Origin of the sequence: Mesorhizobium sp. WSM3862, from assembly GCF_002294985.1 — a bacterium.
Classification (GTDB): domain Bacteria; phylum Pseudomonadota; class Alphaproteobacteria; order Rhizobiales; family Rhizobiaceae; genus Mesorhizobium.
Window position 1 is genome coordinate 427,864 of the sequence record NZ_NSGE01000003.1, and the last position, 23,412, is coordinate 451,275.

A 23,412-nucleotide genomic window follows, 5' to 3' on the forward strand; every position below is an offset into this window, starting at 1 on the left:
GCCAGGCCCGCAGACCGAGCGGCCTGGACAGCCGAGGCATCCCGCTTTTGACGGTTGAGACGACGCTGCAAACCGGCGCCCCTGCCTTGCACGTTCATGCCGAAAAATCGGCTCGCAAAGGTAAGGCGCCGGCTCGACCGCGCCGGCCTACTGGTTGCAGGCCGGCTCGCCCTGCTGTCCGCAAGAGAGCTTCTTCTTGGGCTGCGGCTTCTCCCGGGGGAGACGCCGCTCTTGCATCTGCGGCCTCGGCTGCGAACGCAATTCCGGGCGTGGCTCCGACCTCTGCCGCCGCAGCACCTGCTCGTTAGGCCTTTCCTGCCTGAACTGGCGCTGCGCGTTCTGGTTCGGCCTGTTGACCTTGAAGTCGCGCTGGACGGTGACCTCCCGGCCGGCGGAACCTTCTTCGTTTTGCAGCCGGCGCAACGTCCTGCGCCTGTCGTTCCCGCTGGCCGAGCCCTGTTTCTCGTCGGAGAACACGGTCGGATTGTTCCTCCTGAACCGCTTCTGCATGGCCGGTCCATTGTCGGGTGGCCCAGCACTAACGCTCGGCAGTCTGCGGAACTTCTTGCTCTTCGTATTAGCCGAGCCCTGGTTTTCATCAGAGAACACGTCGGGATTGTTCTTTCTGAGCCGCTCGCGCACGCTCGGCCGGTTCTCAGCCGGCATCCGGTCGACGGTAGGCAGCTTGCGGACCTTCCTGCCCTTGTTGCTCGCGGCGGCCGAACCTTGATCGCTCGGTTCGACCACGGATTGGCCTGCGGACAAATCCTTGCGCGTCAGCTTCCTCGGCTTGCCACCGCTCCGTTCGGATAAAGCCTTGGGACTGTTCTGCCTGAACTTCTCCCGCGCGCTCTGCCCGTTGTCGGCCGGCATGCCGTTGACGGCGGGCAGGTTGCGGAGCTTTTTGCCCCTCTTCCGATCCGTGTCCTGCTTCCCGGTCCTGTCGGGACCGGCAGTTCCCGTCGCCTCTTGGTTGCCGCCCGAGACGCCTTGCCTGCCGGGTTGCCTCTTCAACTTGTTGCCGGGCAAGTTCTGGCCGTCGAGCGCCGGCTTGCCGTTGACCAGCGGCAGCCTCTTGCCATCGGCTCCGGGCAAGGCGTGATCGGTTGAGAGCTTGCCGGTTCTGGACGAGGTCTCCGGCGAGGTGTCAGGCTGCTGGCGCTGGATAACACGCTGACCAGGCTGCGGCGGCAAGGCGCCCTGTTGCTGATTGGATGGGGCCTGACGGAGCTTGGCCGCCCTCTTCTGCAGGAGCGGCGGCAGTGGGACCTTGGCCGCCAGAGCATCGGCGCGGCCACCAACGGCGCCTTCCGTCGTCTTCTGGGCTGTGGGGCGGTCAAGCCGAACACCGGCGCTCGGCTGCGCAGCCCGATCGATGGTCTCGTTTTTGATCGTCGTGTTGAAGGTGTTGATGACCGTCGTGTTGTGGATGTTGTTGAAGATGATGGCGTTCGGCGGCGGCACGACGTGGCGCGGCGGGCTGATGAATACGGGGATCGGCACGAATACCGGCGTCGGCAGGATGAAGACGTCGACCGGCGGCGGAGGTGGCGGAAGCACGATGAAATCCGGCGGCGGCGGCGGCAGGAAGATCACCGTGATCGGCGGCGGCGGTTCGAAGTCGAAATCGGGATCGTCGAAATAGAGCACCGGACGGTCGATATAGATGATTTCCTCCTCCGGCGGCGGCGGCAAATCATACTCATAGACGGTGAACTCCTCCGGCGGCTCCAGGGCAGCGTCGAAATGTTCGAGCCGCCGTCGTGCGTCCCAGGCATGCGGACCACGCGGATAGCGCCGCAGATAAGACCAGTAGGCTTCCGGCGTGTCCTCCAGCCAGGTCTCGCGCCAGGTGATCGCCTCGCGCCGCGCAGCGACAATGGCGCGCACGCGCTTAGCCATCGGATCGTGTGGATAGGCGACGAGGAAATCCTCGTAGCCGCGCATCGTGTCGCGGTCGAGAGCCGCGATATAAGCGTCACGAGCGTCGAAATCCCGGATCGCCCTGGTCCGATTGGAGCGGGATTCGGCCTCCGAAACCTTGGGCGCGGGCGCGTCCGCGGCACGGTCGAAGAAGACGAAAGGCGCGGTGATCTTCGAGGCATGCCACGGAACTTCCGCGCCTTGCGTCATCTCGTTGACGCGCAGCCGCGTGCGGTCGAACACCTCGTCAAGCGACAACCCGCCCTCGCGTATCATTTCGGCGAGCGCCTGAGCATAGGCGCCGTAAGGGCCCTTGCCTTCCGGCGCGACCGTTCCCGGAGCCGCGTTGAACGCAATCAGCATGTTCGGGTCGGGATCGACAAGCGCGAGACCACCGGCCAGGGGCTGGCTCATCTTGGGCAAGGCATCAGGCCGCGCCGCGTCGAGCACAACGATGTTTACCTTCGTCGGCAATCCGGCCAACGACCGGGTGACATCCGAGAGCCGCATTGCCTGAAGCGGCACGTCGGCTGGACTGGCGATCTGGGCATCGACCGGAAGAAAGTAGTTCTCCCCTTCGAACTGCACGCCGTGGCCGGCAAGATAGACGAAGACGACCGCGTCGGGACCGGCGGCGGAAACCTTGCCGAGAAAATCGCGCAGCGCGCCGCGCAGCGAGTCCTGATCGACATCGCGCGCGCCGACGACGTCGAACCCTGCCGCCTGCAGGGTCTGCGCGATCAGGCCGGCGTCATTGGCGGCAGTCGCGAGCTCGCCGGACTGATAGGCGCCGTTGCCGATGACGAAGGCGAGACGTTTTTGCTCTTGCGCGAGCGCACCGGTCGCGGACGCGGCGCCAAAAGCGATGAGAACGATGAGGCTGAGGAATTTTAGAAGCGTCTGCATGGCAATGCGCTGTCCGTTATCCGCCATCCGCCATCCGCTTATTTCAGTAACGCCGAAAGAGCAGGAATGTTTCCCTAACAGCGCAAAACTAAGACCTCCAAGAAGGCGGCTTTAGGGCGCAAATTTCGGAAAAGAGAGGCTTCAAGTTTCTTGCGAACCGGCTCTCGCGGACTACCGGCGCCGCTTCGGCTTCTCCAGCAGCGCGACGGCCTCGACATGCGGCGACCACAGGAACTGGTCGATCGGCGTCACGCTCTTCAGTTGATAGCCGCCGTCGATGAGGATGCGCAGATCCCGCGCCAGCGTCGTCGGATTGCAGGAGACGGCCGCGACCAGCGGCACGTCTGAGCGGGCGATCTGCTTGGACTGATCCTCCGCGCCGGCGCGCGGTGGATCGAAGACGAGGCCGTCGAAGCCGCTCAACTCCTTGAAGGTCAGCGGCCTGCGGAAGAGGTCGCGACGCTCGCTGGTCACGCGCTTCAAGCCGCTGGCGAAGCGGGAGGCACGGTCGAGCGCGGCAAGCGCCGGGGCGTCTCCCTCCACGGCGTGGACCTCCGACTTCGCCGCCAGCCGGAGCGCGAAGCTGCCGCAGCCGGCGAACAGGTCGGCGACCTTCTTGGCACGCGACAGGTGCTGGCAGACGAGACCGGCCATCGTCTGCTCGGCGGCCTCCGTCGCCTGAAGAAAGGCGCCGGGCGGCAGGGCGACGGCGACCGAGCCGAACTGCACCACCGGCTTCTTCGGCTCCACGATCACCTCGCCGTCTATCGAAAGCCTCGCCAAGCCCGCGGCCATCACGAAATTGGAAGCGATGCGGCGCTGGTTTTCGCCGAGCTTGCCCGCGTCATGGACGGCGACATCGAGGCCGGACGCCGTGGCGGTGACGGTCATGTGGAAGGCTTTCGGCGTCGCGCAGACCAGTCCTGCCAGCCTTCGCAAAGGATCGAGCGCATCAACGATTGCCGGCAATGAGATCGGGCATTCCTCGATAGGAATGATCTCGGAGGAGAGCGCGCGCACGAAGCCGAGCAGCATGCCGGCCTCGGTGCGCCGAGCGCTAAAGACGACGCGCCGGCGCGTGTGCGGTGCGCAAGGCACCAGCGCGTCGATCTGACCAGCGATGCCCTTGATCTTGAGCGCCTGCACCACCCGTTCGCGTTTCCACTGCCGGTAGCCGTCGGCCTCGAAATGCTGCAACGCGCAGCCGCCGCATTCGGTGAAGTGTCGGCAGGGCGGATCAACCCTAAGCGGTGAAGCCTCAACAACCGACATCAGCGTCGCGCGGTCCTTCTGGCGCGCGGCGGTGACCGTCTCGCCAGGCAGCGTGAACGGGATGAAGACCTCGCCGCCATCGGCACCGGCGATGCCGTCGCCCTGCGAACCGAGCCTTGTGATGGTGAAGCGCGCGCTCATGGCGATACCGCGTCCTTGATCGCGGCGAGAAGGAACTCGCGGTTGCCGTCGCCGCCCTCGATCGGCGATGGATGCAGCCCAAGCACGCGCCAGCCCGGCATGCCGGCAAGCCAGTCGCGCAAACCGGCGGCGATGCGCTCGGCATCGCTCGGGTCCTTGAGCAGCCCGCCCTTGCCGATCGCCTCGCGCCCCGCCTCGAATTGCGGCTTGACGAGAACCAGCGCCCTGGCGCCCTCGCCCGCCAAGGCCAGCGCCGGCGGCAGCGCCAGCTTCAGCGAGATGAAGCTGACATCACAGACCAGGAAATCCGGAACGCGGTCGCCAAGATCAGCGGCGGTCAGGTCCCGCGCATTCAGCCCTTCAATGACCGTGACCCGCCGATCGGCGGCAATTTCGGGGTGCATCTGGCCGTGACCGACATCGATCGCCGTGACATGGGTAGCACCACGCTCGAGCAGCACCTGGGTGAAGCCGCCGGTCGAGGCGCCGATATCGAGCGCCTCATGCCCAGAGGGATCGAGGCCGAAATGGTCGAGGCCGGCAATCAGCTTCAGCGCCGCGCGCGACACATACGCCTGCGCCGGATCGTCGACGGCAACGACGCAGTGTGGCGCCACGGGCTGGCCCGGCTTGCGGGCGACTGCGCCGTCGACGGTGACGGTGCCGCGTTCGATCGCGTCGCGGGCGCGGGAACGGCTGGCGAACAGGCCACGTGCGACGAGCAGTTCGTCGAGACGCGGACGCGCGCTGGCGGGCAGAGAGGAACTCATCGGCCTTCATTGGCGAAAGCCGGCGGCGAAGGCAATGGCAGCCCTGTTGAATATGGCGCGGAGCACGGCAGAATGCCGGCGCCGAAAGTCCGCTCACCCGGTCGAGGAAGAGCCATGCTGAAGGGAACATGCCATTGCGGCGCTGCGCACTGGACGCTGGAAGGCGATCCGGGATCGATCACCGCCTGCAACTGCACCCTTTGCCGCCGCTACGGCACGCTCTGGGCCTATGACTATGTCGACGAGCGTATCCGCATCGCAGGTCCGACGAGCTCCTACAGGCGGGTCGAGCTGGCCGAGCCCGCGCTGGAAATCCTGTTCTGTCCGAAATGCGCCTGTGTGCTCGCCTGGCGCGGGTTGCTTCCCGGCTCGAGCGGCCGCACTCGCATCGCCGTCAATGTCAGGCTGGCCCCGCCGGAGGCGGTCGCCGACCTGCCGATCGAGCATTTCGACGGCCTCGAAACGTTCGACGACCTGCCGCGCGACGGCCGCTGCGTGCGCGATATGTGGTTTTAGAAAATAGTCCGCGAGACCGGGCGCTCGACCGCCGGCATCAGGCCGTCATTGTTGGAGGCCTGCTCGCGCGGCTCAGCCGGAGCTGGCGCTGTCGGCGCGGCTTCCGGCAGCACCACCAGTTGGGGAGCCTGCTTGTAGGAAAAGCCGCCCCGGATGTTGCCCATCTTGCCGGCGACGATGTCCATCACCGCCTTTTCCAGGTTGCGGTCGTAACGCGTTTCGGCTGCCATCGGAGCGGCCATGGCACTCAGCAAGGCCATACCGCAAAGGAACGACTTCATTGTTCTTATCCCCTACCTAGGACCAGGGTCTTAGCAGGGCGCCCGTTGAAAATCGGCCAAAAGACAAGGTAACCGAACGGCCAAATGAAAACCTAAACAAACAGTTGCACCCGCAAGCCGACAGACTCAATCGGAGAGCTGAGTTTTCGATTCAGGCGCGCTGCGCTTGCATGCCATGGCCGAGTGCGGCGAAGACCGTCCGCACGATGCCGGTCGTGTCGAGGCCCGCGTCGGCATACATCTTCTCAGGCTTGGCGTGATCGGTGAACTCGTCCGGCAAGACCAGCGGGCGCACCTTGAGACCGTTTTCCAACAGGCCTTCATGGGCAAGGAAATGCAGCACCTGGCTGGCGAAGCCGCCGACCGCGCCCTCCTCGACCGTCACGAGAACCTCATGCGAGCGCGCGAGGCGGCGGATGAGATCCTCGTCCAGCGGCTTGGCGAAGCGAGCGTCGGCAACGGTGGTCGAAAGGCCCGCGGCGCCGAGTTCCTCGGCGGCCAGCAGGCAATCCTGCAGCCGCGTGCCGAACGAGAGCAGCGCCACCTTGGTGCCTTCCTTGAGAATGCGGCCTTTGCCGATCTCGAGCACTGAGCCGCGCTCCGGCATGTCGACGCCAACGCCGTTGCCGCGCGGATAGCGGAAGGCGATCGGGCCGCCGTCGTAGTCGGCTGCCGTGCGCACCATATGGCGAAGCTCCGCCTCATCGGCGGCGGCCATGACGACGAAGCCAGGCAGCGAGGCGAGGAAGGTCGTGTCGAAGGCGCCGCAGTGCGTGGCGCCGTCGGCGCCGACGAAGCCGGCGCGGTCGATCGGGAAGCGCACCGGCAGTTTCTGGATTGCCACGTCGTGCACCACCTGATCGTAGGCGCGCTGCAGGAAGGTCGAATAGATGGCGGCGAAGGGCTTGTAGCCTTCGGTGGCGAGGCCGGCGGCGAAGGTCACCGCGTGCTGCTCGGCAATGCCGACATCGAAGGTTCGGGCCGGGAACACCTCGCCGAAGAGGTCGAGGCCGGTGCCACTCGGCATGGCGGCGGTGATCGCCACGATTCGTTCGTCCTCGCGCGCCTCCTGGATCAGGCTCTCGGCGAAGACCTTGGTGTAGCTCGGCGCGTTGGCCGGCGCTTTCGCCTGCGCGCCGGTGATGACGTCGAACTTGTTGACGCCGTGATACTTGTCGGCGGCGGCCTCCGCCGGCGCGTAGCCCTTGCCCTTCTGGGTGACGACATGGATCAGAATGGGACCGTCGCCATTATCGCGGACGTTCTTCAGCACCGGGATCAGGTGCTCCAAATTGTGTCCATCGATCGGGCCGATGTGGAAGAATCCCATCTCCTCGAACAGCGTGCCGCCGGTGACGTAACCGCGCGCATGCTCGACGGCGCGGGTGATGGCGCTGTCGGCGCGCTTGCCGAGATAGGAGGTCAGCTTCTTGCCGAAATCGCGCAGGCCGAGATAGGTCTTGCCGGAGGCAAGCCTCGCCAGATAGGCGCTCATCGCGCCGGTCGGCGGGGCGATCGACATGTCGTTGTCGTTGAGGATGACGATCAGGCGGGCATTGAGCGCGCCGGCGTTGTTCATCGCCTCATAGGCCATCCCGGCGGACATGGCGCCGTCGCCGATGACGGCGATGACATTGTTGCGGCCGCCCGCAAGGTCGCGGCCCATCGCCATGCCGAGGCCGGCCGAAATCGAAGTCGAGGAATGCGCTGCGCCGAAGGGGTCGTATTCGCTCTCTGCGCGCCGGGTGAAGCCGGAGAGACCGCCTTCCTGGCGAAGCGTGCGGATGCGGTCGCGGCGGCCGGTCAGAATCTTGTGCGGGTAGGCCTGGTGGCCAACGTCCCAGATCAGCCGGTCTTCCGGCGTGTTGAAGACATAGTGCAGCGCAACCGTAAGCTCGACGACGCCGAGACCGGCGCCAAGATGGCCGCCGGTGTGCGACACCGCATCGATCAGCTCCGCGCGCAGTTCGGTCGCCAGCTGCGGCAGCTCGCTTTCATCAAGCGCCCGCAGATCCGCCGGGATGCGGACTTTGTCGAGGAGCGGCGTGTCAGGCTTCGGGTTCACTCTGGGACGGCCTGTCAACTTAACCTTGGGTTAACCTTCAAATATGCGCTTTGCTATGCGCGAGATAGGCTGACGGCGCGCCAATGTAAATGCGTGTCAGTGACGCGCCCGGCGCAGAATGTCCATTCTGCGCTAACCTTCCGGCAGCGGAATGAATTCTTCCTCATCGCCAGGAACGATATCGAAGCGGCCCGTCTTCCATTCTTCCTTGGCCTGCTCGATGCGTTCTTTCGAGGACGAAACGAAATTCCACCAGATATAGCGCTTGGAGCCCAGCGACGCTCCGCCGAACAGCATGAAATGCGCGCCGCGCTCGGACGACACGACGATTTCCTCGCCCGGTTTGAACACCAAAAGCCGCTCGGCCGGGAAACGGTCGCCGGCAATCGAAACCTCGCCCTCCAGCGTGTAGATGGCGCGTTCCTCGGCGTCGCCGGGGATTTTGACGCTGGCGCCCGCCGCCAGCCGCAGATCGGCATAGAGCGTTTCCGAGGCGGTCGCGACGGGCGAGCGCAGCCCGGAAAATTCGCCGATGACGACGCGGCCGCTAACGCCCTCGGCATCGATTTCGGGCAGGTGGACGACCGACGTGTTCGCGAACACCGGGGCGATTTCTTCCTTGCTGTCCGGCAGCGCCAGCCAGGTTTGCAGGCCGGAAATCGACATCGGCGCGCCGCGCAATTCCTCGGGCGTGCGCTCGGAATGAACGATGCCGCGGCCGGCGGTCATCAAATTCACGTCGCCCGGCGCGATCACCATTTCGGTGCCGAGCGAGTCGCGATGCCTGATCTTGCCGTCGAACAGATAAGTGACGGTGGACAGCCCGATATGCGGATGCGGGCGCACGTCGATCGCATGGCCGGCGCGCAGGATGGCCGGACCCATGCGGTCGAAGAAGATGAATGGACCGACCAGCCTGCGTTTCGCCGTCGGCAAGGCGCGGCGAACCTCAAAGCCGCCAATGTCCTTGGCGTTGGGAATGACCATCAACTCGATCTGGTCGCAGGCGAAGGCGTCGCCGGCCTCAGGATCGTTGCCCGGAAAGAAGCTCATGACCGGCGTCAGGCGAAGCGGAGCGCGGATCGGGCCTTCGCCTTGGCAGCCTCTTCCTCGCGGTTGCGCGGATGCTGGGTGGTTTCGAGGCTGTCAAGCAGTTCGCGCGCGGCGGCGGCGATCGCCTCGACGGCGTGGTTGAAGGCATGCTCGTTGCGCTTGGACGGCTTGGTCGCGCCGCTCAGCTTGCGCACGAACTGCAGCGCCGCGTCATGGACCTCGTCGTCGGTCGCCGGCGGATCGAAGTTGAACAGGGTCTTGATGTTTCGGCACATGCTTTAACTCCTTACCTGCTTTCTGCCCGAACCGGTCTGACATTGTGCACCGAGGTGTGTTGAGATTCAGGTCAGACCGAGCCGAAAATGGCGGGTTCCGAGAACCGGACCGGAGCGTACTTGAAGGACGTGAGCACCGGAACCGCAGAAAGCCGCGTTTGCAGGCGGCCTCACCTGAATATCAATACACCTCACTCGGCGTCGAGCGGCTCCGTTCCAACCGGCTTGCCGTCGCGCGAGAGCCTGATCTTCTCGACCTTGTCCTCGGCGGCCTTGAGCAAGCGGTCGCAATGAGCCTTCAGCGCCTCGCCGCGCTCGTAGATCTTGATCGACTGGTCGAGCGGAACGTCGCCGCGCTCCAGATCATCGACGATCTTCTCCAGCGCGTCGAGCGCCTGTTCGAAGCTCATCGCCTTGACGTCTTGGTTAGCTTCATCAGCCATCATTCATCCCTTCATCAGCCGCCCGACATGGGCGGCGACCGAAAATGCCAATCCTTGCAGATCGTAACCGCCCTCCAGCAGGCTGACGAGCCGGTTGCCGCTGTGGCGCCCGGCGCGCTCCATCAGCTGGCCGGTCGCCCAGTCGAAATCATCCTCGGTCAGGTTGATCGCGGCCAGCGGATCGCGATGGTGCGCATCGAAACCGGCGGAAATGATGATCAGATCCGGCTGGAAGGCGTCGATCGACGGCAGCACGCGCGACAGGAAGGCGTCGCGGAACGTGTCGCTGCCGGTGCTCGGCGCAAGCGGCGCGTTGACGATGTTGCCGGCGCCGGTCTCGCTCTTGGCACCGGTGCCCGGATAAAGCGGCATCTGGTGGGTCGAGCAATAGAGCACCGACGGATCGTCCCAGAAAATGTCCTGCGTGCCGTTGCCGTGATGCACATCCCAATCGACGATGGCGACGCGCTCGGCCAGATGCTTCTCCTGCGCATAACGGGCGGCGATCGCCGCGGTGTTGAACAGGCAAAAGCCCATCGCGGTCGCTTTTTCGGCGTGATGGCCGGGCGGACGCGCGGCAACGAAGACATTGGCGGCACGGCCCTCGAACACATCGTCGACTGCGGCGTTGGCCGCGCCGATCGCCGTCACCGCCGCCTGCCAGCTTTTCGGGCTGGCGCTGGTGTCGGCATCGATCGAGACGATCCCCGTCTCGGGAATCGCAGCGCGGACACGGCCGACGAAATCCTCCGGATGCGCGTAAAGGATCGTCGCCTCGTCGCCTTCCGGCGCCTCGACGCGGTCGAGGGCCGAAAAAGCCTCGTCGTCGAGCACGCGCTCGATGGCGCGCAAACGGTCGGGCCGCTCGGGGTGGCCGGGCGGCGTGAGGTGTTCCAGGAATACCGGATGAGTGTAAAGACGAGTGGTCATGGCGCCTAATCTAGGCACCTGTCGCACGGATAGCCATGTTTCAGCGCCGAATGATTGGGGAAATCGCGCCCAATCGTGTCGCTGGCGGCATTGGCCCGGCTTCGGCTTCGCGATAAGGTCGCGTCGCTGCCTGGTGCCCGCAACGCGGGAGAATCGGGAACACGGTTGAAATCCGTGGCGTGCCCAACGCTGTGAGGGGGACCGCGCCGGCAAACGCCACTGTCCCAGACGGGAAGGCGCCGGATGCGGGTCGATCCCGAGCCAGAAGACCGGCCCGGCAGACATGGTCATCCGCATGGTCAGGCGGAGGACTGCTTATCGCAAGGGGACAAGCGATGCAGGCACGAACAGCCGCCGCCGGCGGCGATGACTTTGACCAATTGGCGCGCGACGCCGTCTACCGAGCCATGTTCACCCGGCGCGACGTGCGCAGCCATTTCCTTGCCGACGATCTCGACGACAGCGTTTTGGCGCGGCTTCTCACCGCGGCACACCACGCGCCGTCGGTCGGCTACATGCAGCCCTGGAACTTCATCATCATCCGGGACGCCACAAGGCGGCGGCAGGTGCGCGACCTGTTTTTGGCCGCGCGCGAACAGGAACTGCCGGCGATCGAGGTGGAGCGGCGGGCGCTCTACCGCAAGCTGAAGCTCGAGGGCATCTGCGAAAGCGCGCTCAACCTCTGCATCACCTGCGACCGCCAGCGCTCGAAGAACTCGCCGCTCGGGCGCTGGCACAATCCGGAGATGGACCTCTACAGCACCGTCTGCGCGGTGCAGAATTTCTGGCTCGCGGCGCGGGCGGAAGGCGTCGGGGTCGGCTGGGTGAGCATCATCGAGCCCGAAGCACTGAAGCGACTGCTGTCGATCCCCGAGCACGTCACGCCGATCGCCTATCTCTGCGTCGGCCGCGTCTCGGAATTCGCGCCGAGGCCCGACCTCGAAGCGCATGGCTGGGGCAAGCGCCTGCCGCTGCCCGAGCTGGTGATGAGCGAGACCTTTTGCGGCGCCGGCGAGGCGCCGCTCAAATCGGCGATCGCTCGCCTTGGTTCCCGTGAAGGGGCGAAGCCGTGATCAGGCGGCCTTCGTGGCCGGGGCTGCTGCTCAAGCGGTCCTTGGCGAATCCCAGCGCGAGCCGCCGAAGGGGCTGAGCGCCTTGTCGCGCAGCTCCCTGAACTTGGACGAGGCTTCGGCCAGGCGCCGGTCCCATTCCGGATTGGGGACCTGGCCCTCGATGGCGGCGAAGTAGACCTGCATCAGCGAAGCGATGGCGAAGGGCTCGATGAAAGCCGCCTTGAAGGCCCAGGCGAAGACGATGGCCAACACGAAGGCCCAGCCGGCAAGCTGGCCCGGCATGACCCAGAGGATCGCGGCGGCAGGCGCCAGCATCAAAAGGAAGATGACGAAGGAAACACCCCACATGATCACCGCCAGCCAGACGGCGTTCTTGACCATCAACTTGCCGTTCTGCGCATAGAGCACGACGCCTTGCCTGGCGGTCTCGAAAGGCGAGTTGGAATTGGTGCGGATGTTGTAGCCGAGGATGATCTCGTCGACATAGGTCAGCGACAGGCGGATGACGGTGTTGATGAAGCTCACCAGGCCGCTCAAGCCTGGAATGGGTAGGAACGCAGCAATGCCGCCGATCAGCCCGGTGATGGCGCGGATGGCGCCTTTCACCAGCTGGTCGACGACGAAAAGGATGTTGGCCTCGGCGAAGCGCTTCGTGACCACTTCGCGCGCATAGGCGATCTGGCCCTGGCCGTCGGGAATGTCCTGCCCGTCGATCAGATGGACCATGACGGCGATATGGCCGGCCTTGAGCACATAGAGAATGTATTCGCGGATCCAGTAGACGGCGATCGAGACCACGCCGAAGCCGACGACCCCACCCCACAAGGCAAAGGACATCGGCCCGTCCGGATCGGTCGAGATGTGGCCGACGCCGTAACCGACGCTGGCGCCGGTGCCGGTCGCTGTTATGTAGGCCACCGTGATGCCGAAATAGACGATGATGCGAAAGACGATGAACGGCCACGTCCGCATCATGATGGACACCGACCGGCCGATGCTGAAGTCCCACATGGCCCCGACCCTCCGCCTCAGAGAATTGGCGGGAGAGGATGCGCTCGCTCCTGCCAAAGTCAATGTCGGAGGGATTTTGAGCGGGGGACAATTGTCTGAGGCAGCGCGGACCCGAGTGATTGCCCGGAACGCCGCGACCGAATGCTATTTGGTTTTCAGGCCTTCCAGCAGCTGCTTGAACGCCGCCACAACCTTCTTCGACGTCGCTTCCGGATCCTTGGCATTGGCGATGCGCTGCGAGGCCTGGCTACTGGCGCCGTTGATGAGCCGCGCTGCGGTCTCGGGATCGAGATCGGGAACGACGACGCCCTCCTCCTGCAGCTTTGACAGGTGATCGGTCATTGAAGCCGTGCAGGCGCTGGCGTTGGGCCACTGAGCCGGATCGCCGAGCACGGCCGGGCCGTCCCTGAACATGATGCGCTGGATTTCCGGCTCAAGCGCCATCTCGATATAGGTGGTGCATTCGTCGACGAAATGCTGCCAGCGAGTAGGCGCCCGCGAGGCCACCTCGTTCACCCGCGCCGCCATCTCGGCGTCGATTTCGGCGATCACCGCCTGCAGGAGCCCCTTCTTGTCGCCGAAATGATGATAGAGCGCGCCGCGCGTCAGACCCGCCGAAGCGGTGAAATCGTCCATCGAGGCCTCGGCATAGCCGATCGTGCCGAAGGCATGGCGCGCGGCCGCGATCAGCTTGGCGCGCGTCTCGGCGATCATCTCCTTGCGGGGTTTGTGCATGGCTCCTGGCCTTATTCACATACGCGTCGTATGCTAATTGACATACGCGACGTATGAACTATTTGACATTCATACGCTGCGTATGTAGTTGCGGCGCCTTCCCTTGTCGAGGAACGGGACCATGCGAAACCCATATTCGGAAATCTTTCGGGCTCCTGGCACGAAGAGCTTCGCCGCGGCAGCCTTCATCGCCCGGCTGCCGATCGCCATGGCGCCGATCGGTATTGTGGCGATGCTGTCGCAAACGCATGGCGAGTACTGGCTGGCCGGCGCCGTCTCGGCCACATACGCTTTGGTCAACGCCTTCCTGTCGCCGCAGGTCTCGCGGCTGGTCGACCGCCTCGGCCAGAGCCGGATTGCAGTGCCGACGACACTTGTCTCGGCGCTTGCCTTCGCGACCTTGATCGTCGCGGCCAACCAGCACTGGCCGGTGTGGACCTTGTTCCTATCGTCGCTGCTTGCCGCCTTAATGCCGAGCATCCCGGCGCTGGTCAGGGCGCGCTGGACCGAGATTTTTCGCGACCGCCCCGAGCTCAATACGGCCTTCGCCTTCGAATCGGCCGCGGACGAGCTGGTCTATGTCGCTGGGGCATCGCTGTCGGTGGGCTTGAGCGCCGCGCTGTTCCCGGAAGCCGGGATGGTGGTGAGCACCTTGCTGCTCGCCTTCGGCTCGGCGGCATTCCTGCTGCAGCGTTCGACGGAACCGCCCATTCGCCCGGCCGAGGATGGCGCGGCCGGTTCGGCGATCCGCCTGCGGCCGGTGCAGATCATCACCTTCGCGCTGATCTTTGTCGGCGCGACCTTCGCAACCACGGAAGTCACCACCGTTGCCATTACCGAAGAGCTCGGCCAGCCCGAAGCAGCCAGCCTCGTCATCGGCGTCTATGCACTGGGATCCTTCGTGCTCGGCATCATCGTCGGCGCGCTCAGCCTGCGCACGCCGCTGCAACGCCAACTCGCGATAGCGGTCGCCGTCATCGCGCTTACCACTCTGCCACTGCTTTTTGCCGACACGGTGCCGACGCTGGCGCTTGCCGTGTTCGTCAGCGGCGTTGCCATCTCGCCGACCTTCATCACCGCCTTTGGACTGATCGAACGCCACGTGCCGCCGGCAATGCTCACGGAAGGCGTGACCTGGGTGACCACCGGGATCGGCATCGGCATGGCGCTGGGCTCCTTCGCCGCCGGCTGGATGGTCGACACTTTTGGACCGCAGAACGGGTTCTGGGTGTCGGTGGCGGCAGGCTCAGTCGCTTTGGTCACCGTGCTCGCCGGCCAGTGTCGGCTGGCGACGCCGGACTGCGCTCCGGATGAATGCGAAGCGGCGATTGTTCCGGCTGGATGATACCGATGCATCCGGCTCTGGCTGGCTATATGTCCTGCTTTGGAACGAACTTCGCCGCCGGGACTGCGTAAAGCCCCGTCGGCGCGCCATGGAGCATGATCTCTCGCTCGAAGACGAAGCCGCATTTCTCCAGCACGCGCCGCGATGCGGGATTGGCGGGACGCGCCAGTGCGATCACCCGATCGGCGCGCAAGGGGCCGAAAGCCGCGTGCAAGCTCCCCCGGACCAGTTCCGTCGCGTAGCCATGCCCCCAGGTCTCGGGGTGAAGATGATAGGACAGGTTCAGCCCATCGAAATCGCTCGATAAGGTGACACCGCCGAAGCCGATCAGCCTCTCGTTGGCTTCGACCGCCCAGCGACCAAATCCGTGCCTGTCCCAATGATCGATGTCGCGAGCGAGCCTTGCGGCACTCTGCTGCGGCGTGTCCGGCGTCGGGTCGGGGCGATGCGCCACCAGTTCGGGGCGCGAGAAAAGATCGGCCAGAAACTCCAGATCCGCCTGTTTGGGCCGGCGTAGCAGCAGTCGTTCGGTCTGCTGGCTGAGAGGCAATGGCGCGGCCATCGTTTTTCTCCGCCGCCTGTCGGCCGAAACGTCAGAGAATTTCCGTCTTGGCGATGTGAATGCCGAATCCTTCGAGCCCGACATAGTGGCGCTCGCGCGAGGCGATCAGGTTGATCGAGGAAATGCCGAGATCCTTGAGGATCTGCGCTCCGAGCCCGATCTCGCGCCACTCGTTCTCGCGCCGGCGCGCCTCTTCGTGATCCTCGCGGTCGCCGCTCTGGGGCCGTTTGCGCTCCTGATGGGCGACGCCGACCGAGCCTTCGCGCAGGTAGACGATGACGCCACGCTTGCGCTCGCCCATCGCCTCCATGATGTGGTCCAAGCGGTGGCTGGTGCCGAAGACGTCGGTGACGACGTCTTCCGAATGCAGCCGCACCGGCACCTCCTCGCCGTCGCGGATGTCGCCAAAGACGACCGCGACATGGTGCATGGAATCCCAGGGCAGCGTGTAGGTGAAGACCTGCGCCTTGCCGCCGGGCGTCTCGATGTCGGAGCAGGCGACGCGCTCGACCAGCGTTTCCTTGCGCTGGCGATAGGCGATGAGATCGGCGACCGAGACCTGCTTCAGCCCGTGCTGCGCGGCGAAAGCCTGCACCTCAGGCCCGCGCTTGACGGTGCCGTCGTCGTTGACCAGTTCGGAGATGACGCCGATCGGCGGCAGCCCGGCGAGTTTGCACAGGTCGACCGCGGCTTCCGTATGGCCCGAGCGCATCAAGACACCGCCCTCGCGCGCGATCAGCGGGAAGATGTGGCCGGGCCGCACGAAGTCGGAGGCACCAACATTGCCGTTGGCTAGGTTACGCACGGTGAGCGTGCGGTCGTCCGCCGAAATACCCGTCGTGGTGCCGTGCTTGAAGTCGACGCTGACGGTGAAAGCGGTGGTGTGGGCGGAATCATTGTCGGCCACCATGGGCGCAAGGTTCAGCCGCCTTGCGTCCTCGCGCAGCATCGGCGTGCAGACGATGCCGGAGGTGTTGCGGACGATGAAGGCCATCTTTTCCGGCGTGCAGTGGACGGCGGCAACGATCAGGTCGCCCTCGTTCTCGCGCCCATCATCGTCCATGACGACGACGATCTCGCCGCGCTCGAAAGCACGGATCGCTTCGACGATCTTCTTCTGGTCGTATGGCATGGACGCTCGCTAGCTCGCTTGGGGAATAGGGCAGTAAGGGAGTAGGGAAAAGGAAAAAGTTTGGCGTCGCCGAATGCGACGTAACATACTCTCCTACTGCCTTACTGCCTTCCCGTCTGTCCTCTATGGCGCAGATAATGATCCGCAATCGCGCAGGCAACCATGGCCTCGCCGATCGGCACGGCGCGGATGCCGACGCAGGGATCGTGGCGGCCCTTGGTCATGACCTCGACGTCCTTGCCGTCCTTGTCGATCGATTTCCGCGGCGTGAGGATCGAGGAGGTCGGCTTGACGGCGAAGCGGGCGACGATCGCCTGGCCGGTCGAGATGCCGCCGAGGATGCCGCCGGCATTGTTGGACAAAAACACCGGCTTGCCGTCATTGCCGATCCGCATCTCGTCGGCATTCTGTTCGCCGGTGATGCGGGCGGCTTCGAAGCCGTTGCCGATCTCGACGCCCTTGACGGCGTTGATCGACATCAGGCCGGAGGCTATGTCCTGGTCGAGCTTGGCATAGATCGGCGCGCCGAGGCCCGCCGGCACACCTTCGGCGACGATCTCGATCACCGCGCCGACCGACGAGCCGGCCTTGCGAATGCCGTCGAGATAGGCGGCAAAGACCGGAACCGAGGCCGGGTCGGGGGTGAAAAACGGGTTTTCCGCATCGCCAATGAAATTCCAGTTCCAATTGGCGCGATCGATCGACTTTTCGCCCATCGAAACCAGCGCGCCGCGCACCACCATGCCCGGCACCACCTTGCGTGCCAGCGCGCCGGCCGCCACTCTAGCTGCCGTCTCGCGCGCCGAGGAGCGGCCGCCGCCGCGATGGTCGCGCAACCCGTATTTGACCTCATAGGTGTAATCGGCATGGCCCGGCCGGTACTGGCGGGCGATCTCGCCGTAATCCTTGGAGCGCTGATCCACATTCTCGATCAGCATCGAGATCGGCGTGCCGGTGGTGATCATCGTCTCGCCGTCCTCGTCGAGGATGAAGCCGGAGAGGATCTTGAGCTCGTCCGGCTCGCGGCGCTGGGTGACGAAGCGCGACTGGCCCGGGCGGCGCCGGTCGAGCTCGGCCTGGATGTCCTCGCGCTTGAAGCGGATCCCGGGCGGGCAGCCGTCGACAACGCAGCCAAGCGCGGCGCCATGGCTTTCACCCCAGGTGGTGACGCGGAAAAGATGGCCGAAGGTGTTGTGAGACATGGAAAAACGCCCTGCCCGGCGCGGACCCGGTTCGCCGGTTCAAGCGTGCCTTCTATTGGCGTTTTCCACAGCGGTCAAACGGTGATCGGATGCATCAATCTGTGATCTGGAGGATTTAGTTTTGACACATTCGGTTGGTTTCTGCTCTCTTCCATCCGCCGTTGAGGATCCGCCGTTGCTCATGCCGGCGCAATGACCAAAGAGGACGACGATGCGTACCCTGATTGGCGCCGCCTGCGCCATGTTGCTCATTTCCACCGCTGCCGCGTTCGCCGGCCAGACCGAAGGCTTGATCAAGAAGGTCGACAAGGACACGCTGACGCTGACGCTGGACGACGGAAAGTCCTACAAGCTCAACGCCGAAACCGATCTCGACGCGCTGAAGCCCGGCATGGATATCGTCCTCGCCTACGACGTGACCAATGGCGAGAATGTCGTGACCGATATGCAGCTGCCGGACAGCGACTAGAATTAGGTCGCAACCTGGTCAACGAAACAACGGCGCCGGTCGTCCGGCCGCTATCTTGGTGGCTTCATCCTTCGCCTTTACGAGGATAGTCGACCCTCGGGCTATAGCGAACTGCTGACAAAATGCGTCGAGGCGATGCTGACCTTCGTTCAGCCGCCCCAAAGCGATTAGGATGAGGCCCCATGCCAGGTCAGTTTGCACGTAATTCTCCAACGCGAAACGTTTGAACTCCATCTTTGCCCGTTGCTCGAAGATGTGGGCGACGTCCCCCAATGCAGTGATCTTCGACCAATCCAGTCGAGCGGCTTTTACAGCAGCCAATGCAACCCGTTCGACATGATAGTCACGATCGTTGGCGTAGAAAGAACACCAGCCTGGAATCGAGCCTGACAGGTCAATGGGGTCGATACAGAGATCAAAGGCGGCCGACTTTGCCGTTCTTTTCCACTTAAATTTTCCACGGCCGAAAATCGGCACAAAGTCGACCGATACGCCCCAGCAAGCAAAAAAGTCATTCCTTTCATCGTTTGAAACTTCAACAGATAGCGCATGTGGTCCCTTGGGTCGCTCACCCAGAACAAATCGCCCACTCGCTGAAAATCTGGTGCCAGAGTGTCCGCCAGCGCTCCTGCGACTATGTCGCCTAGGGCCTGCCCGCGGCGAATTGGGCGACCTAACTCAAGCCGTCGGCGAATTCTATCGATCAAACTGGAGAACATGCAGTCCTAACCGGCCCAAAATCGTAAGCTGAGCATGACAGGTAAGCATTGCCGACTGCTACGATCAATTCGTTGCCAGGGTGTAGAGGCTTACAGCCACTCCAGGCTGCGGCCCTCGAGCCGGAGCAGGCGGTCCTGCGGCATCTCGAGACTGGCGGCTTCCTGCTTGGAAATGCCGGTGACGAGGCGGAAGAAGCAGCGCATGACCCCGCCATGGGTGACGCAGACCGTCTGCCGTTGAAGCGCGTCGAACCACGGCCTGATCCGCTCGAGCAGCATCTCGTAGCTTTCGGCGCCCTCGCCGGGCGGCTGGAAATCCCACTTCGCGGCGCGGCGGCTTTTGGTCGAACCCGGGACACGCTTTTCGAGTTCGGCAAAGGTGAAACCCTGCCAGTCGCCGAAGCTTAGCTCCACCAAGCGCGGATCGGTGCGATAGGCGAGCGGGTCGAGACCCATCGCCGCGCGCATCAGTTCCATCGTCTCACGCGTGCGGCGCATCGGGCTGGCGACAAAATCGAAATTCGCGGCGTTTCCGATAAGGTCCGCCAACCGTCGGCCGTTTTGCGTCGCCTGCTCGCGGCCAAGTTCGTTGATATCGGTATCCGCCTGGCCTTGCAGCCGACCCTCGGCGTTCCACTGCGTCTGGCCGTGGCGCGCGATGTAGACGAGCGGATACATCAGGTCTCCGGAGGTCGGGCCAGGGCCTGGACGATAGACAGGCGGAGAGAACTAGTCCTTGACGGTCGAGATGTCGGGCGCGTCGACCGCCTTCATGCCGACGACATGGTAGCCGGAATCGACGTGATGGACCTCGCCGGTCACGCCGCGCGACAGGTCCGACAGGAAGTAGACGCCGGAATCGCCGACCTCTTCCTGCGTCACCGTCTGCTTGAGCGGCGCGTTGTACTCGTTCCATTTGAGGATGTAGCGGAAGTCGCCGATGCCGGAGGCGGCAAGGGTCTTGATCGGGCCGGCCGAGATGGCGTTGACGCGGATCTTCTTGGAGCCGAGGTCGACGGCCAGATAGCGCACGCTGGCCTCGAGCGCCGCCTTGGCGACGCCCATGACGTTGTAGTGAGGCATAACCTTCTCGGCGCCGTAATAGGTCAGCGTCAGCAGCGAGCCGCCTTCGCTCATCAGCGGCTCGGCGCGCTTGGCGATGGTGGTGAAGGAAAACACCGAAATATCCATGGTGCGCAGGAAATTATCGCGCGTCGTCTCGACATAACGGCCGGTCAGCTCGTCCTTGTCCGAGAAGGCGATGGCATGGACGAGGAAGTCGAGCTTGCCCCAGTGCTTGGCGATGTCGGCAAAGACTGCGTCCAGGCTTTCCGGGTCGGTCACGTCGCAATGGCCGGCGACATGCGCGTTGAGTTCCGCCGCCAGCGGCTCGACGCGCTTCTTGAACGCCTCGCCCTGATAGGTCAGCGCGATTTCGGCGCCGTGATCGACGCAAGCCTTGGCGATGCCGAAAGCGATCGACCGATTGTTTGCGACGCCAAGGATGAGGCCTCGCTTACCGGCCATCAGGCCCTGTCCACCCGCCATGTGCGCAATTCTCCGCAAGAATGTCTGCTTTGTGGAGCCCTATCGCACAGGCACAGGGCCCCTTCAAGCGTCGAAAACAGACTGGCTTGAGGAGAAAACTGCTTCGATCAGCCTTTCCGCTTACGCATCAGGGCTTCGAGATCGGCGTCTCCACCCTCCGGCAGCATCAGCCGCACATGGGCGTAGAGATCGCCATGGCCACCTACTTTTTCCGGCAGGCCCCTGCCCTTCAGGCGCAACACCTTGTCCGAGCTCGACCATGCGGGAACGTTGACCGCGAGCTTGCCGGTCGGCGTCTCGACGGCCACCTTGGCGCCGAGCACCGCGTCGGCGAGTTCGATAGGCAGGTCGACATGCAGGTCGCGGCCCTCGATGCGATAGCGCGGATGGCGGCGAATGTGAATTTTGACGAGCGCGTCGCCCGGCTGGCCGGGCCCCTGCTCGCCCTGACCCTTCAGGCGGATGGTCTGGCCCTCCTCGACATAGGCGGGAAGCTTGACCGCCATCTTGCGGCCGTCAGGGAACATCGCCGTCACCTTCTCCGCGGTGGCCGCCTCTTCGACGGTGATGTCCAGCGTGACATTGAGGTCGGGCGCCTGGACCGGCTGGCGACGGTCGCCACGGCCTGGACCCCGCCCACCCGAAAAGGCCTCCCCGAAGATCTGGCTGAAGATATCGCTGTTGCCGTCGAATGGATCGCCGCCCGGACGACCGGTGCGGAATTCGAAATGCGCCCCGCCCGGGCCCTGCTGACGGCGGAATCCGGCAAACGGATCGCCTCCGGCCGCGCCCTCGAAGCCCTGGAATCTCGGCTTGCCGTCGGCGTCGATCTCGCCGCGATCGTAAGCTGCGCGGCGCTTCTCGTCGCCGACGATCTCATAGGCCTGGTTGGCGGCCGCAAAACGCTCTTTCGCCTTCGGATCATTCGGATTCTGGTCCGGATGATGCTGCTTGGCGAGCTTGCGGTACGCCGATTTTATTTCCTTGGCCGAGGCGTTCTTGGCAACGCCCAGCACCTCATAGGGGTCGCGCATGCTTCCTGCCTGAAAGAGAGATTGGGTCCACAGTTGCCCTCTATATGCGCTCGCATAGGAAGAAATTCCAGTGGTGCAAGATGCCAATGGAGAGTGAAATTAGAGCCCCTTGAACTCCTGCATGCGCCAGCCTCCGGCGTCGGCAATGCAGAGCTCGCCCTGGTACATGGCGACGCCGTCGAAACTTTCCCGCGTCGCGTTGAAGCGGCGGCAGGTCAAGCCGCCATCCTTGAGTTCGACCAGCTCGGTGATCGAGCCGCGCGAGCCGGTGCCGGCATTGGCCCATGGCACCGCCTGGCCGCCGAGCTCCTGGATGTCGGCGGAAGACACCGCATTGCCGATCGTGGTCTGGTCCGAGTCGTTGTCGCTGCTTGCCGGCACGGCGGGCGCGGACGGCGCGCTGGAGGTGATGATCGAGCGGTCAACCTCCGCCTTCTCGAGGCTGAAGCCGCCGGCGCCACAGGCCGCGAGCGGAAGCGCCAATGTCAGCAACGCAGCCTTGGCGCTGGCCGAAGCAATAACGCTCCATTGCCCGCTGTCAAAAGCTTGCGCGATACGCGACAATCGGCGAACTCCTCCCGCAACGTTAAAATTTGGAAAACTATGAACGAAAGTGAGTTAACAAGCGGTGACTTCGCCGAGGCTTTGGAGCCGTTCCGGCTGTTTGCCGAGTGGCTGGACGACGCCGTCAAGAGCGAGATCAACGACCCCAACGGCGTTGCGTTGGCAACCGTCGACGCCGACGGCATGCCGGATGTGCGGATGGTGCTGCTCAAGGGGTTCGACGAAAGGGGATTTGTCTTCTACACGAATTTCGAGAGCGCCAAGGGCCGCGAGATTCTTGGCAGCATGAAGGCGGCGATGTGCTTCCACTGGAAATCGCTGCGCCGCCAGGTGCGCGTGCGCGGGCCGGTGGAGATCGTCAGCGACGCCGAGGCCGACGCCTATTATGCGACGCGGCCGCGCGGCAGCCGCATCGGCGCCTGGGCCTCGAAACAGTCGCGGCCGCTGGAAAGCCGCTTCGCGCTGGAAAAGGCGGTGGCCGAATACACGGCGCGCTATGCGATCGGCGAAATCCCGCGGCCGAAACACTGGTCGGGCTTCCGCATCCTGCCGCAGACGATCGAGTTCTGGCACGACCGCCCGTTCCGGCTGCATGACCGCATCGTGTTCTCGAGAAACGACGCCGGCGGCTGGGACAAGACGCGGCTTTACCCCTGATCGCCGAGAGCGAAGAGTTTCAGCCTTTCTTGCGGGTCATGAAGGCGGTCAACGCCGCGCGCGCCTCGTCGGACTTCAGCCGCTCGCGGAAATGCTCGCTCTCGACCTTGATGCGGGCGACGAGTTCCTCGCGCGGCTCACGCATCAGATCGCGGGCAATCTTAAGCGCCTGCGGCGGCTTGGCGGCGATCTCGGCCGCCGCAGCCAGCACCGCGCCTTCCAGGGCGTCTTCCACGACCACATCGTAGATCAGGCCGGCGGCCTTGGCGCGCTCAGCCGAAAAACCTTCGCCGAGACCGAGCAGCGCGAAGGCGCCCTGGCGGCCGAGGATCTGCGGCGCGAGCAGGCTGGAGCCGGCCTCCGGCACGAGGCCGAGGTCGACGAAGGGGGTGCGGAAGAGCGTGCGCGGCGTGGCGAAGGTCAGGTCGCAATGCAGATTGAGCGTGGTGCCGATGCCCACCGCTATGCCATCGACACCCGAGACCATCGGCTTCTCCGCCTTGGCCAGCGCCATCAGGAAATCCCACACCTCATTCCCGCCCTCGCCGCCGGTGGCGATCACCAGGAAATCCGCAAGATCGTTGCCGGCGGAAAAGGCACCGGGCACGCCGAGAAAGACATGGACGCGAACCGTCGGATCGGCATCACCTTCAGAAAGGGCGGCCGACATTTTCGCGTACATGGCACGTGTCAGCGCATTCTTCTTCTCAGGCCGGTTCATGCGGATGATCTGCACGGCGCCCCGGCGCTCGATGAGGATATGGTCGGTCACGATCGGTTCCTTCG

At 64.4% G+C, this 23,412-nt stretch carries 25 protein-coding genes and 1 riboswitch; of the genes, 5 read left to right on the top strand and 20 right to left on the bottom strand.

The window, feature by feature from the left end:
• Window positions 1–147 precede the first annotated feature (147 nt).
• The 3 genes from CK224_RS10500 to CK224_RS10510 form a co-directional block, all read right to left on the bottom strand.
• On the bottom strand, window positions 148–2,856 hold the full coding sequence (locus CK224_RS10500; RefSeq protein WP_245425883.1) for a caspase domain-containing protein: 2,709 nt from the start codon (window positions 2,854–2,856) through the stop codon (window positions 148–150).
• 144 nt (window positions 2,857–3,000) lie between these two features.
• A complete protein-coding gene (locus tag CK224_RS10505; protein WP_066998036.1) occupies window positions 3,001–4,242 on the bottom strand; it encodes a class I SAM-dependent RNA methyltransferase in 1,242 nt (413 codons plus the stop codon).
• Entirely contained in the window at window positions 4,239–5,012 is a 774-nt protein-coding gene (locus CK224_RS10510; RefSeq protein ID WP_095781710.1) for a TlyA family RNA methyltransferase, read from the bottom strand. Before CK224_RS10510 ends, CK224_RS10505 begins: the two co-directional genes overlap by 4 nt.
• Window positions 5,013–5,126: 114 nt before the next feature.
• Between CK224_RS10510 and CK224_RS10515 the strand changes: the two genes are divergently transcribed.
• A complete protein-coding gene (locus tag CK224_RS10515; RefSeq protein ID WP_095781711.1) occupies window positions 5,127–5,528 on the top strand; it encodes a GFA family protein in 402 nt (133 codons plus the stop codon).
• Here CK224_RS10515 and CK224_RS10520 read toward each other — a convergent pair.
• The 6 genes from CK224_RS10520 to CK224_RS10545 all read right to left on the bottom strand — a co-directional run bounded on the left by CK224_RS10520 (window position 5,525) and on the right by CK224_RS10545 (window position 10,575).
• Complete coding sequence (locus CK224_RS10520; protein ID WP_095781712.1) at window positions 5,525–5,809, bottom strand: hypothetical protein; 285 nt, start codon at window positions 5,807–5,809, stop codon at window positions 5,525–5,527. The two genes, CK224_RS10515 and CK224_RS10520, sit on opposite strands and share 4 nt — an antisense overlap.
• 151 nt (window positions 5,810–5,960) lie before the next feature.
• Complete coding sequence (gene dxs / locus CK224_RS10525) at window positions 5,961–7,874, bottom strand: 1-deoxy-D-xylulose-5-phosphate synthase (protein WP_095781713.1); 1,914 nt, start codon at window positions 7,872–7,874, stop codon at window positions 5,961–5,963.
• A gap of 132 nt (window positions 7,875–8,006) precedes the next feature.
• The gene (locus tag CK224_RS10530; protein ID WP_095781714.1) at window positions 8,007–8,927 is read right to left on the bottom strand and encodes a pirin family protein; all 921 of its coding nucleotides are present in this window, start codon (window positions 8,925–8,927) and stop codon (window positions 8,007–8,009) included.
• 8 nt (window positions 8,928–8,935) lie between these two features.
• Window positions 8,936–9,202 (bottom strand): DUF2277 domain-containing protein, encoded by a 267-nt coding sequence (locus tag CK224_RS10535; protein ID WP_066998050.1) that lies wholly within the window; start codon window positions 9,200–9,202, stop codon window positions 8,936–8,938.
• A gap of 191 nt (window positions 9,203–9,393) precedes the next feature.
• On the bottom strand, window positions 9,394–9,645 hold the full coding sequence (locus CK224_RS10540; protein ID WP_095778033.1) for an exodeoxyribonuclease VII small subunit: 252 nt from the start codon (window positions 9,643–9,645) through the stop codon (window positions 9,394–9,396).
• Window positions 9,646–9,648: 3 nt separating this feature from the next.
• Window positions 9,649–10,575: a histone deacetylase family protein gene (locus tag CK224_RS10545; protein WP_066998053.1), complete on the bottom strand. Its 927-nt coding sequence runs from the start codon at window positions 10,573–10,575 to the stop codon at window positions 9,649–9,651.
• A 114-nt stretch (window positions 10,576–10,689) separates the two neighbouring features.
• Window positions 10,690–10,868, top strand: a riboswitch (cobalamin riboswitch).
• A 42-nt stretch (window positions 10,869–10,910) separates the two neighbouring features.
• Here CK224_RS10545 and bluB point away from each other — a divergent pair.
• Window positions 10,911–11,648 carry a 5,6-dimethylbenzimidazole synthase gene (gene bluB / locus CK224_RS10550; protein ID WP_095777994.1) on the top strand — a complete coding sequence of 246 codons (738 nt, stop codon included), beginning with the start codon at window positions 10,911–10,913 and terminating at the stop codon, window positions 11,646–11,648.
• Between the two features lie 30 nt (window positions 11,649–11,678).
• Here bluB and CK224_RS10555 read toward each other — a convergent pair whose 3' ends face one another.
• Complete coding sequence (locus tag CK224_RS10555) at window positions 11,679–12,659, bottom strand: hypothetical protein (RefSeq protein WP_095781715.1); 981 nt, start codon at window positions 12,657–12,659, stop codon at window positions 11,679–11,681.
• A 144-nt stretch (window positions 12,660–12,803) separates the two neighbouring features.
• Entirely contained in the window at window positions 12,804–13,394 is a 591-nt protein-coding gene (locus CK224_RS10560) for a TetR/AcrR family transcriptional regulator (protein ID WP_066998060.1), read from the bottom strand.
• Window positions 13,395–13,515: 121 nt separating this feature from the next.
• Here CK224_RS10560 and CK224_RS10565 point away from each other — a divergent pair, with 121 nt between their 5' ends.
• Window positions 13,516–14,739 carry an MFS transporter gene (locus CK224_RS10565; RefSeq protein WP_095781716.1) on the top strand — a complete coding sequence of 408 codons (1,224 nt, stop codon included), beginning with the start codon at window positions 13,516–13,518 and terminating at the stop codon, window positions 14,737–14,739.
• 25 nt (window positions 14,740–14,764) lie between these two features.
• Here the strand turns inward: CK224_RS10565 and CK224_RS10570 are convergent, their stop codons facing one another.
• The 3 genes from CK224_RS10570 to aroC form a co-directional block, all read right to left on the bottom strand.
• Complete coding sequence (locus CK224_RS10570; RefSeq protein WP_095781717.1) at window positions 14,765–15,301, bottom strand: GNAT family N-acetyltransferase; 537 nt, start codon at window positions 15,299–15,301, stop codon at window positions 14,765–14,767.
• Window positions 15,302–15,332: 31 nt separating this feature from the next.
• On the bottom strand, window positions 15,333–16,433 hold the full coding sequence (gene ribB, locus CK224_RS10575) for a 3,4-dihydroxy-2-butanone-4-phosphate synthase (protein ID WP_095777998.1): 1,101 nt from the start codon (window positions 16,431–16,433) through the stop codon (window positions 15,333–15,335).
• Window positions 16,434–16,534: 101 nt separating this feature from the next.
• Window positions 16,535–17,635, bottom strand: a complete 1,101-nt coding sequence (aroC, locus tag CK224_RS10580) for a chorismate synthase (RefSeq protein ID WP_095781718.1) — start codon at window positions 17,633–17,635, stop codon at window positions 16,535–16,537.
• Between the two features lie 211 nt (window positions 17,636–17,846).
• Here aroC and CK224_RS10585 point away from each other — a divergent pair, with 211 nt between their 5' ends.
• A complete protein-coding gene (locus CK224_RS10585; protein WP_066998075.1) occupies window positions 17,847–18,104 on the top strand; it encodes a DUF1344 domain-containing protein in 258 nt (85 codons plus the stop codon).
• A gap of 18 nt (window positions 18,105–18,122) precedes the next feature.
• Here the strand turns inward: CK224_RS10585 and CK224_RS30740 are convergent, their stop codons facing one another.
• From CK224_RS30740 to CK224_RS10610, 5 genes are all read right to left on the bottom strand, one after another.
• Window positions 18,123–18,581, bottom strand: a complete 459-nt coding sequence (locus tag CK224_RS30740) for a hypothetical protein (RefSeq protein ID WP_141245808.1) — start codon at window positions 18,579–18,581, stop codon at window positions 18,123–18,125.
• A gap of 332 nt (window positions 18,582–18,913) precedes the next feature.
• Complete coding sequence (locus CK224_RS10595) at window positions 18,914–19,501, bottom strand: histidine phosphatase family protein (RefSeq protein WP_095781719.1); 588 nt, start codon at window positions 19,499–19,501, stop codon at window positions 18,914–18,916.
• Window positions 19,502–19,552: 51 nt separating this feature from the next.
• Window positions 19,553–20,371: an enoyl-ACP reductase FabI gene (gene fabI / locus CK224_RS10600; protein ID WP_067327837.1), complete on the bottom strand. Its 819-nt coding sequence runs from the start codon at window positions 20,369–20,371 to the stop codon at window positions 19,553–19,555.
• Between the two features lie 107 nt (window positions 20,372–20,478).
• Window positions 20,479–21,405 (bottom strand): J domain-containing protein, encoded by a 927-nt coding sequence (locus tag CK224_RS10605; RefSeq protein ID WP_095781720.1) that lies wholly within the window; start codon window positions 21,403–21,405, stop codon window positions 20,479–20,481.
• A 99-nt stretch (window positions 21,406–21,504) separates the two neighbouring features.
• Window positions 21,505–21,969: an RT0821/Lpp0805 family surface protein gene (locus tag CK224_RS10610; protein ID WP_095781721.1), complete on the bottom strand. Its 465-nt coding sequence runs from the start codon at window positions 21,967–21,969 to the stop codon at window positions 21,505–21,507.
• 39 nt (window positions 21,970–22,008) lie between these two features.
• Between CK224_RS10610 and pdxH the strand changes: the two genes are divergently transcribed.
• The gene (gene pdxH, locus CK224_RS10615) at window positions 22,009–22,626 is read left to right on the top strand and encodes a pyridoxamine 5'-phosphate oxidase (protein WP_067327835.1); all 618 of its coding nucleotides are present in this window, start codon (window positions 22,009–22,011) and stop codon (window positions 22,624–22,626) included.
• A gap of 19 nt (window positions 22,627–22,645) precedes the next feature.
• Here pdxH and CK224_RS10620 read toward each other — a convergent pair whose 3' ends face one another.
• Window positions 22,646–23,398 carry a crotonase/enoyl-CoA hydratase family protein gene (locus tag CK224_RS10620; RefSeq protein ID WP_095781722.1) on the bottom strand — a complete coding sequence of 251 codons (753 nt, stop codon included), beginning with the start codon at window positions 23,396–23,398 and terminating at the stop codon, window positions 22,646–22,648.
• Window positions 23,399–23,412: the final 14 nt, after the last annotated feature.

Coding starts and splice junctions, on each gene's coding strand:
- CK224_RS10555 (WP_095781715.1), bottom strand. CDS start 12,659: ATGTGGGACTTCAGCATCGGCCGGTCGGTGTCCATCATGATGCGGACG.
- CK224_RS10605 (WP_095781720.1), bottom strand. CDS start 21,405: ATGCGCGACCCCTATGAGGTGCTGGGCGTTGCCAAGAACGCCTCGGCC.
- CK224_RS10510 (WP_095781710.1), bottom strand. CDS start 5,012: ATGAGTTCCTCTCTGCCCGCCAGCGCGCGTCCGCGTCTCGACGAACTG.
- CK224_RS10520 (WP_095781712.1), bottom strand. CDS start 5,809: ATGAAGTCGTTCCTTTGCGGTATGGCCTTGCTGAGTGCCATGGCCGCT.
- CK224_RS10570 (WP_095781717.1), bottom strand. CDS start 15,301: ATGGCCGCGCCATTGCCTCTCAGCCAGCAGACCGAACGACTGCTGCTA.
- CK224_RS10545 (WP_066998053.1), bottom strand. CDS start 10,575: ATGACCACTCGTCTTTACACTCATCCGGTATTCCTGGAACACCTCACG.
- CK224_RS10500 (WP_245425883.1), bottom strand. CDS start 2,856: ATGGCGGATAACGGACAGCGCATTGCCATGCAGACGCTTCTAAAATTC.
- CK224_RS10505 (WP_066998036.1), bottom strand. CDS start 4,242: ATGAGCGCGCGCTTCACCATCACAAGGCTCGGTTCGCAGGGCGACGGC.
- CK224_RS10585 (WP_066998075.1), top strand. CDS start 17,847: ATGCGTACCCTGATTGGCGCCGCCTGCGCCATGTTGCTCATTTCCACC.
- pdxH (WP_067327835.1), top strand. CDS start 22,009: ATGAACGAAAGTGAGTTAACAAGCGGTGACTTCGCCGAGGCTTTGGAG.
- ribB (WP_095777998.1), bottom strand. CDS start 16,433: ATGCCATACGACCAGAAGAAGATCGTCGAAGCGATCCGTGCTTTCGAG.
- CK224_RS10595 (WP_095781719.1), bottom strand. CDS start 19,501: ATGTATCCGCTCGTCTACATCGCGCGCCACGGCCAGACGCAGTGGAAC.
- bluB (WP_095777994.1), top strand. CDS start 10,911: ATGCAGGCACGAACAGCCGCCGCCGGCGGCGATGACTTTGACCAATTG.
- CK224_RS10560 (WP_066998060.1), bottom strand. CDS start 13,394: ATGCACAAACCCCGCAAGGAGATGATCGCCGAGACGCGCGCCAAGCTG.
- CK224_RS10530 (WP_095781714.1), bottom strand. CDS start 8,927: ATGAGCTTCTTTCCGGGCAACGATCCTGAGGCCGGCGACGCCTTCGCC.
- CK224_RS10565 (WP_095781716.1), top strand. CDS start 13,516: ATGCGAAACCCATATTCGGAAATCTTTCGGGCTCCTGGCACGAAGAGC.
- CK224_RS10515 (WP_095781711.1), top strand. CDS start 5,127: ATGCTGAAGGGAACATGCCATTGCGGCGCTGCGCACTGGACGCTGGAA.
- aroC (WP_095781718.1), bottom strand. CDS start 17,635: ATGTCTCACAACACCTTCGGCCATCTTTTCCGCGTCACCACCTGGGGT.
- CK224_RS10540 (WP_095778033.1), bottom strand. CDS start 9,645: ATGGCTGATGAAGCTAACCAAGACGTCAAGGCGATGAGCTTCGAACAG.
- CK224_RS10535 (WP_066998050.1), bottom strand. CDS start 9,202: ATGTGCCGAAACATCAAGACCCTGTTCAACTTCGATCCGCCGGCGACC.
- fabI (WP_067327837.1), bottom strand. CDS start 20,371: ATGGCGGGTGGACAGGGCCTGATGGCCGGTAAGCGAGGCCTCATCCTT.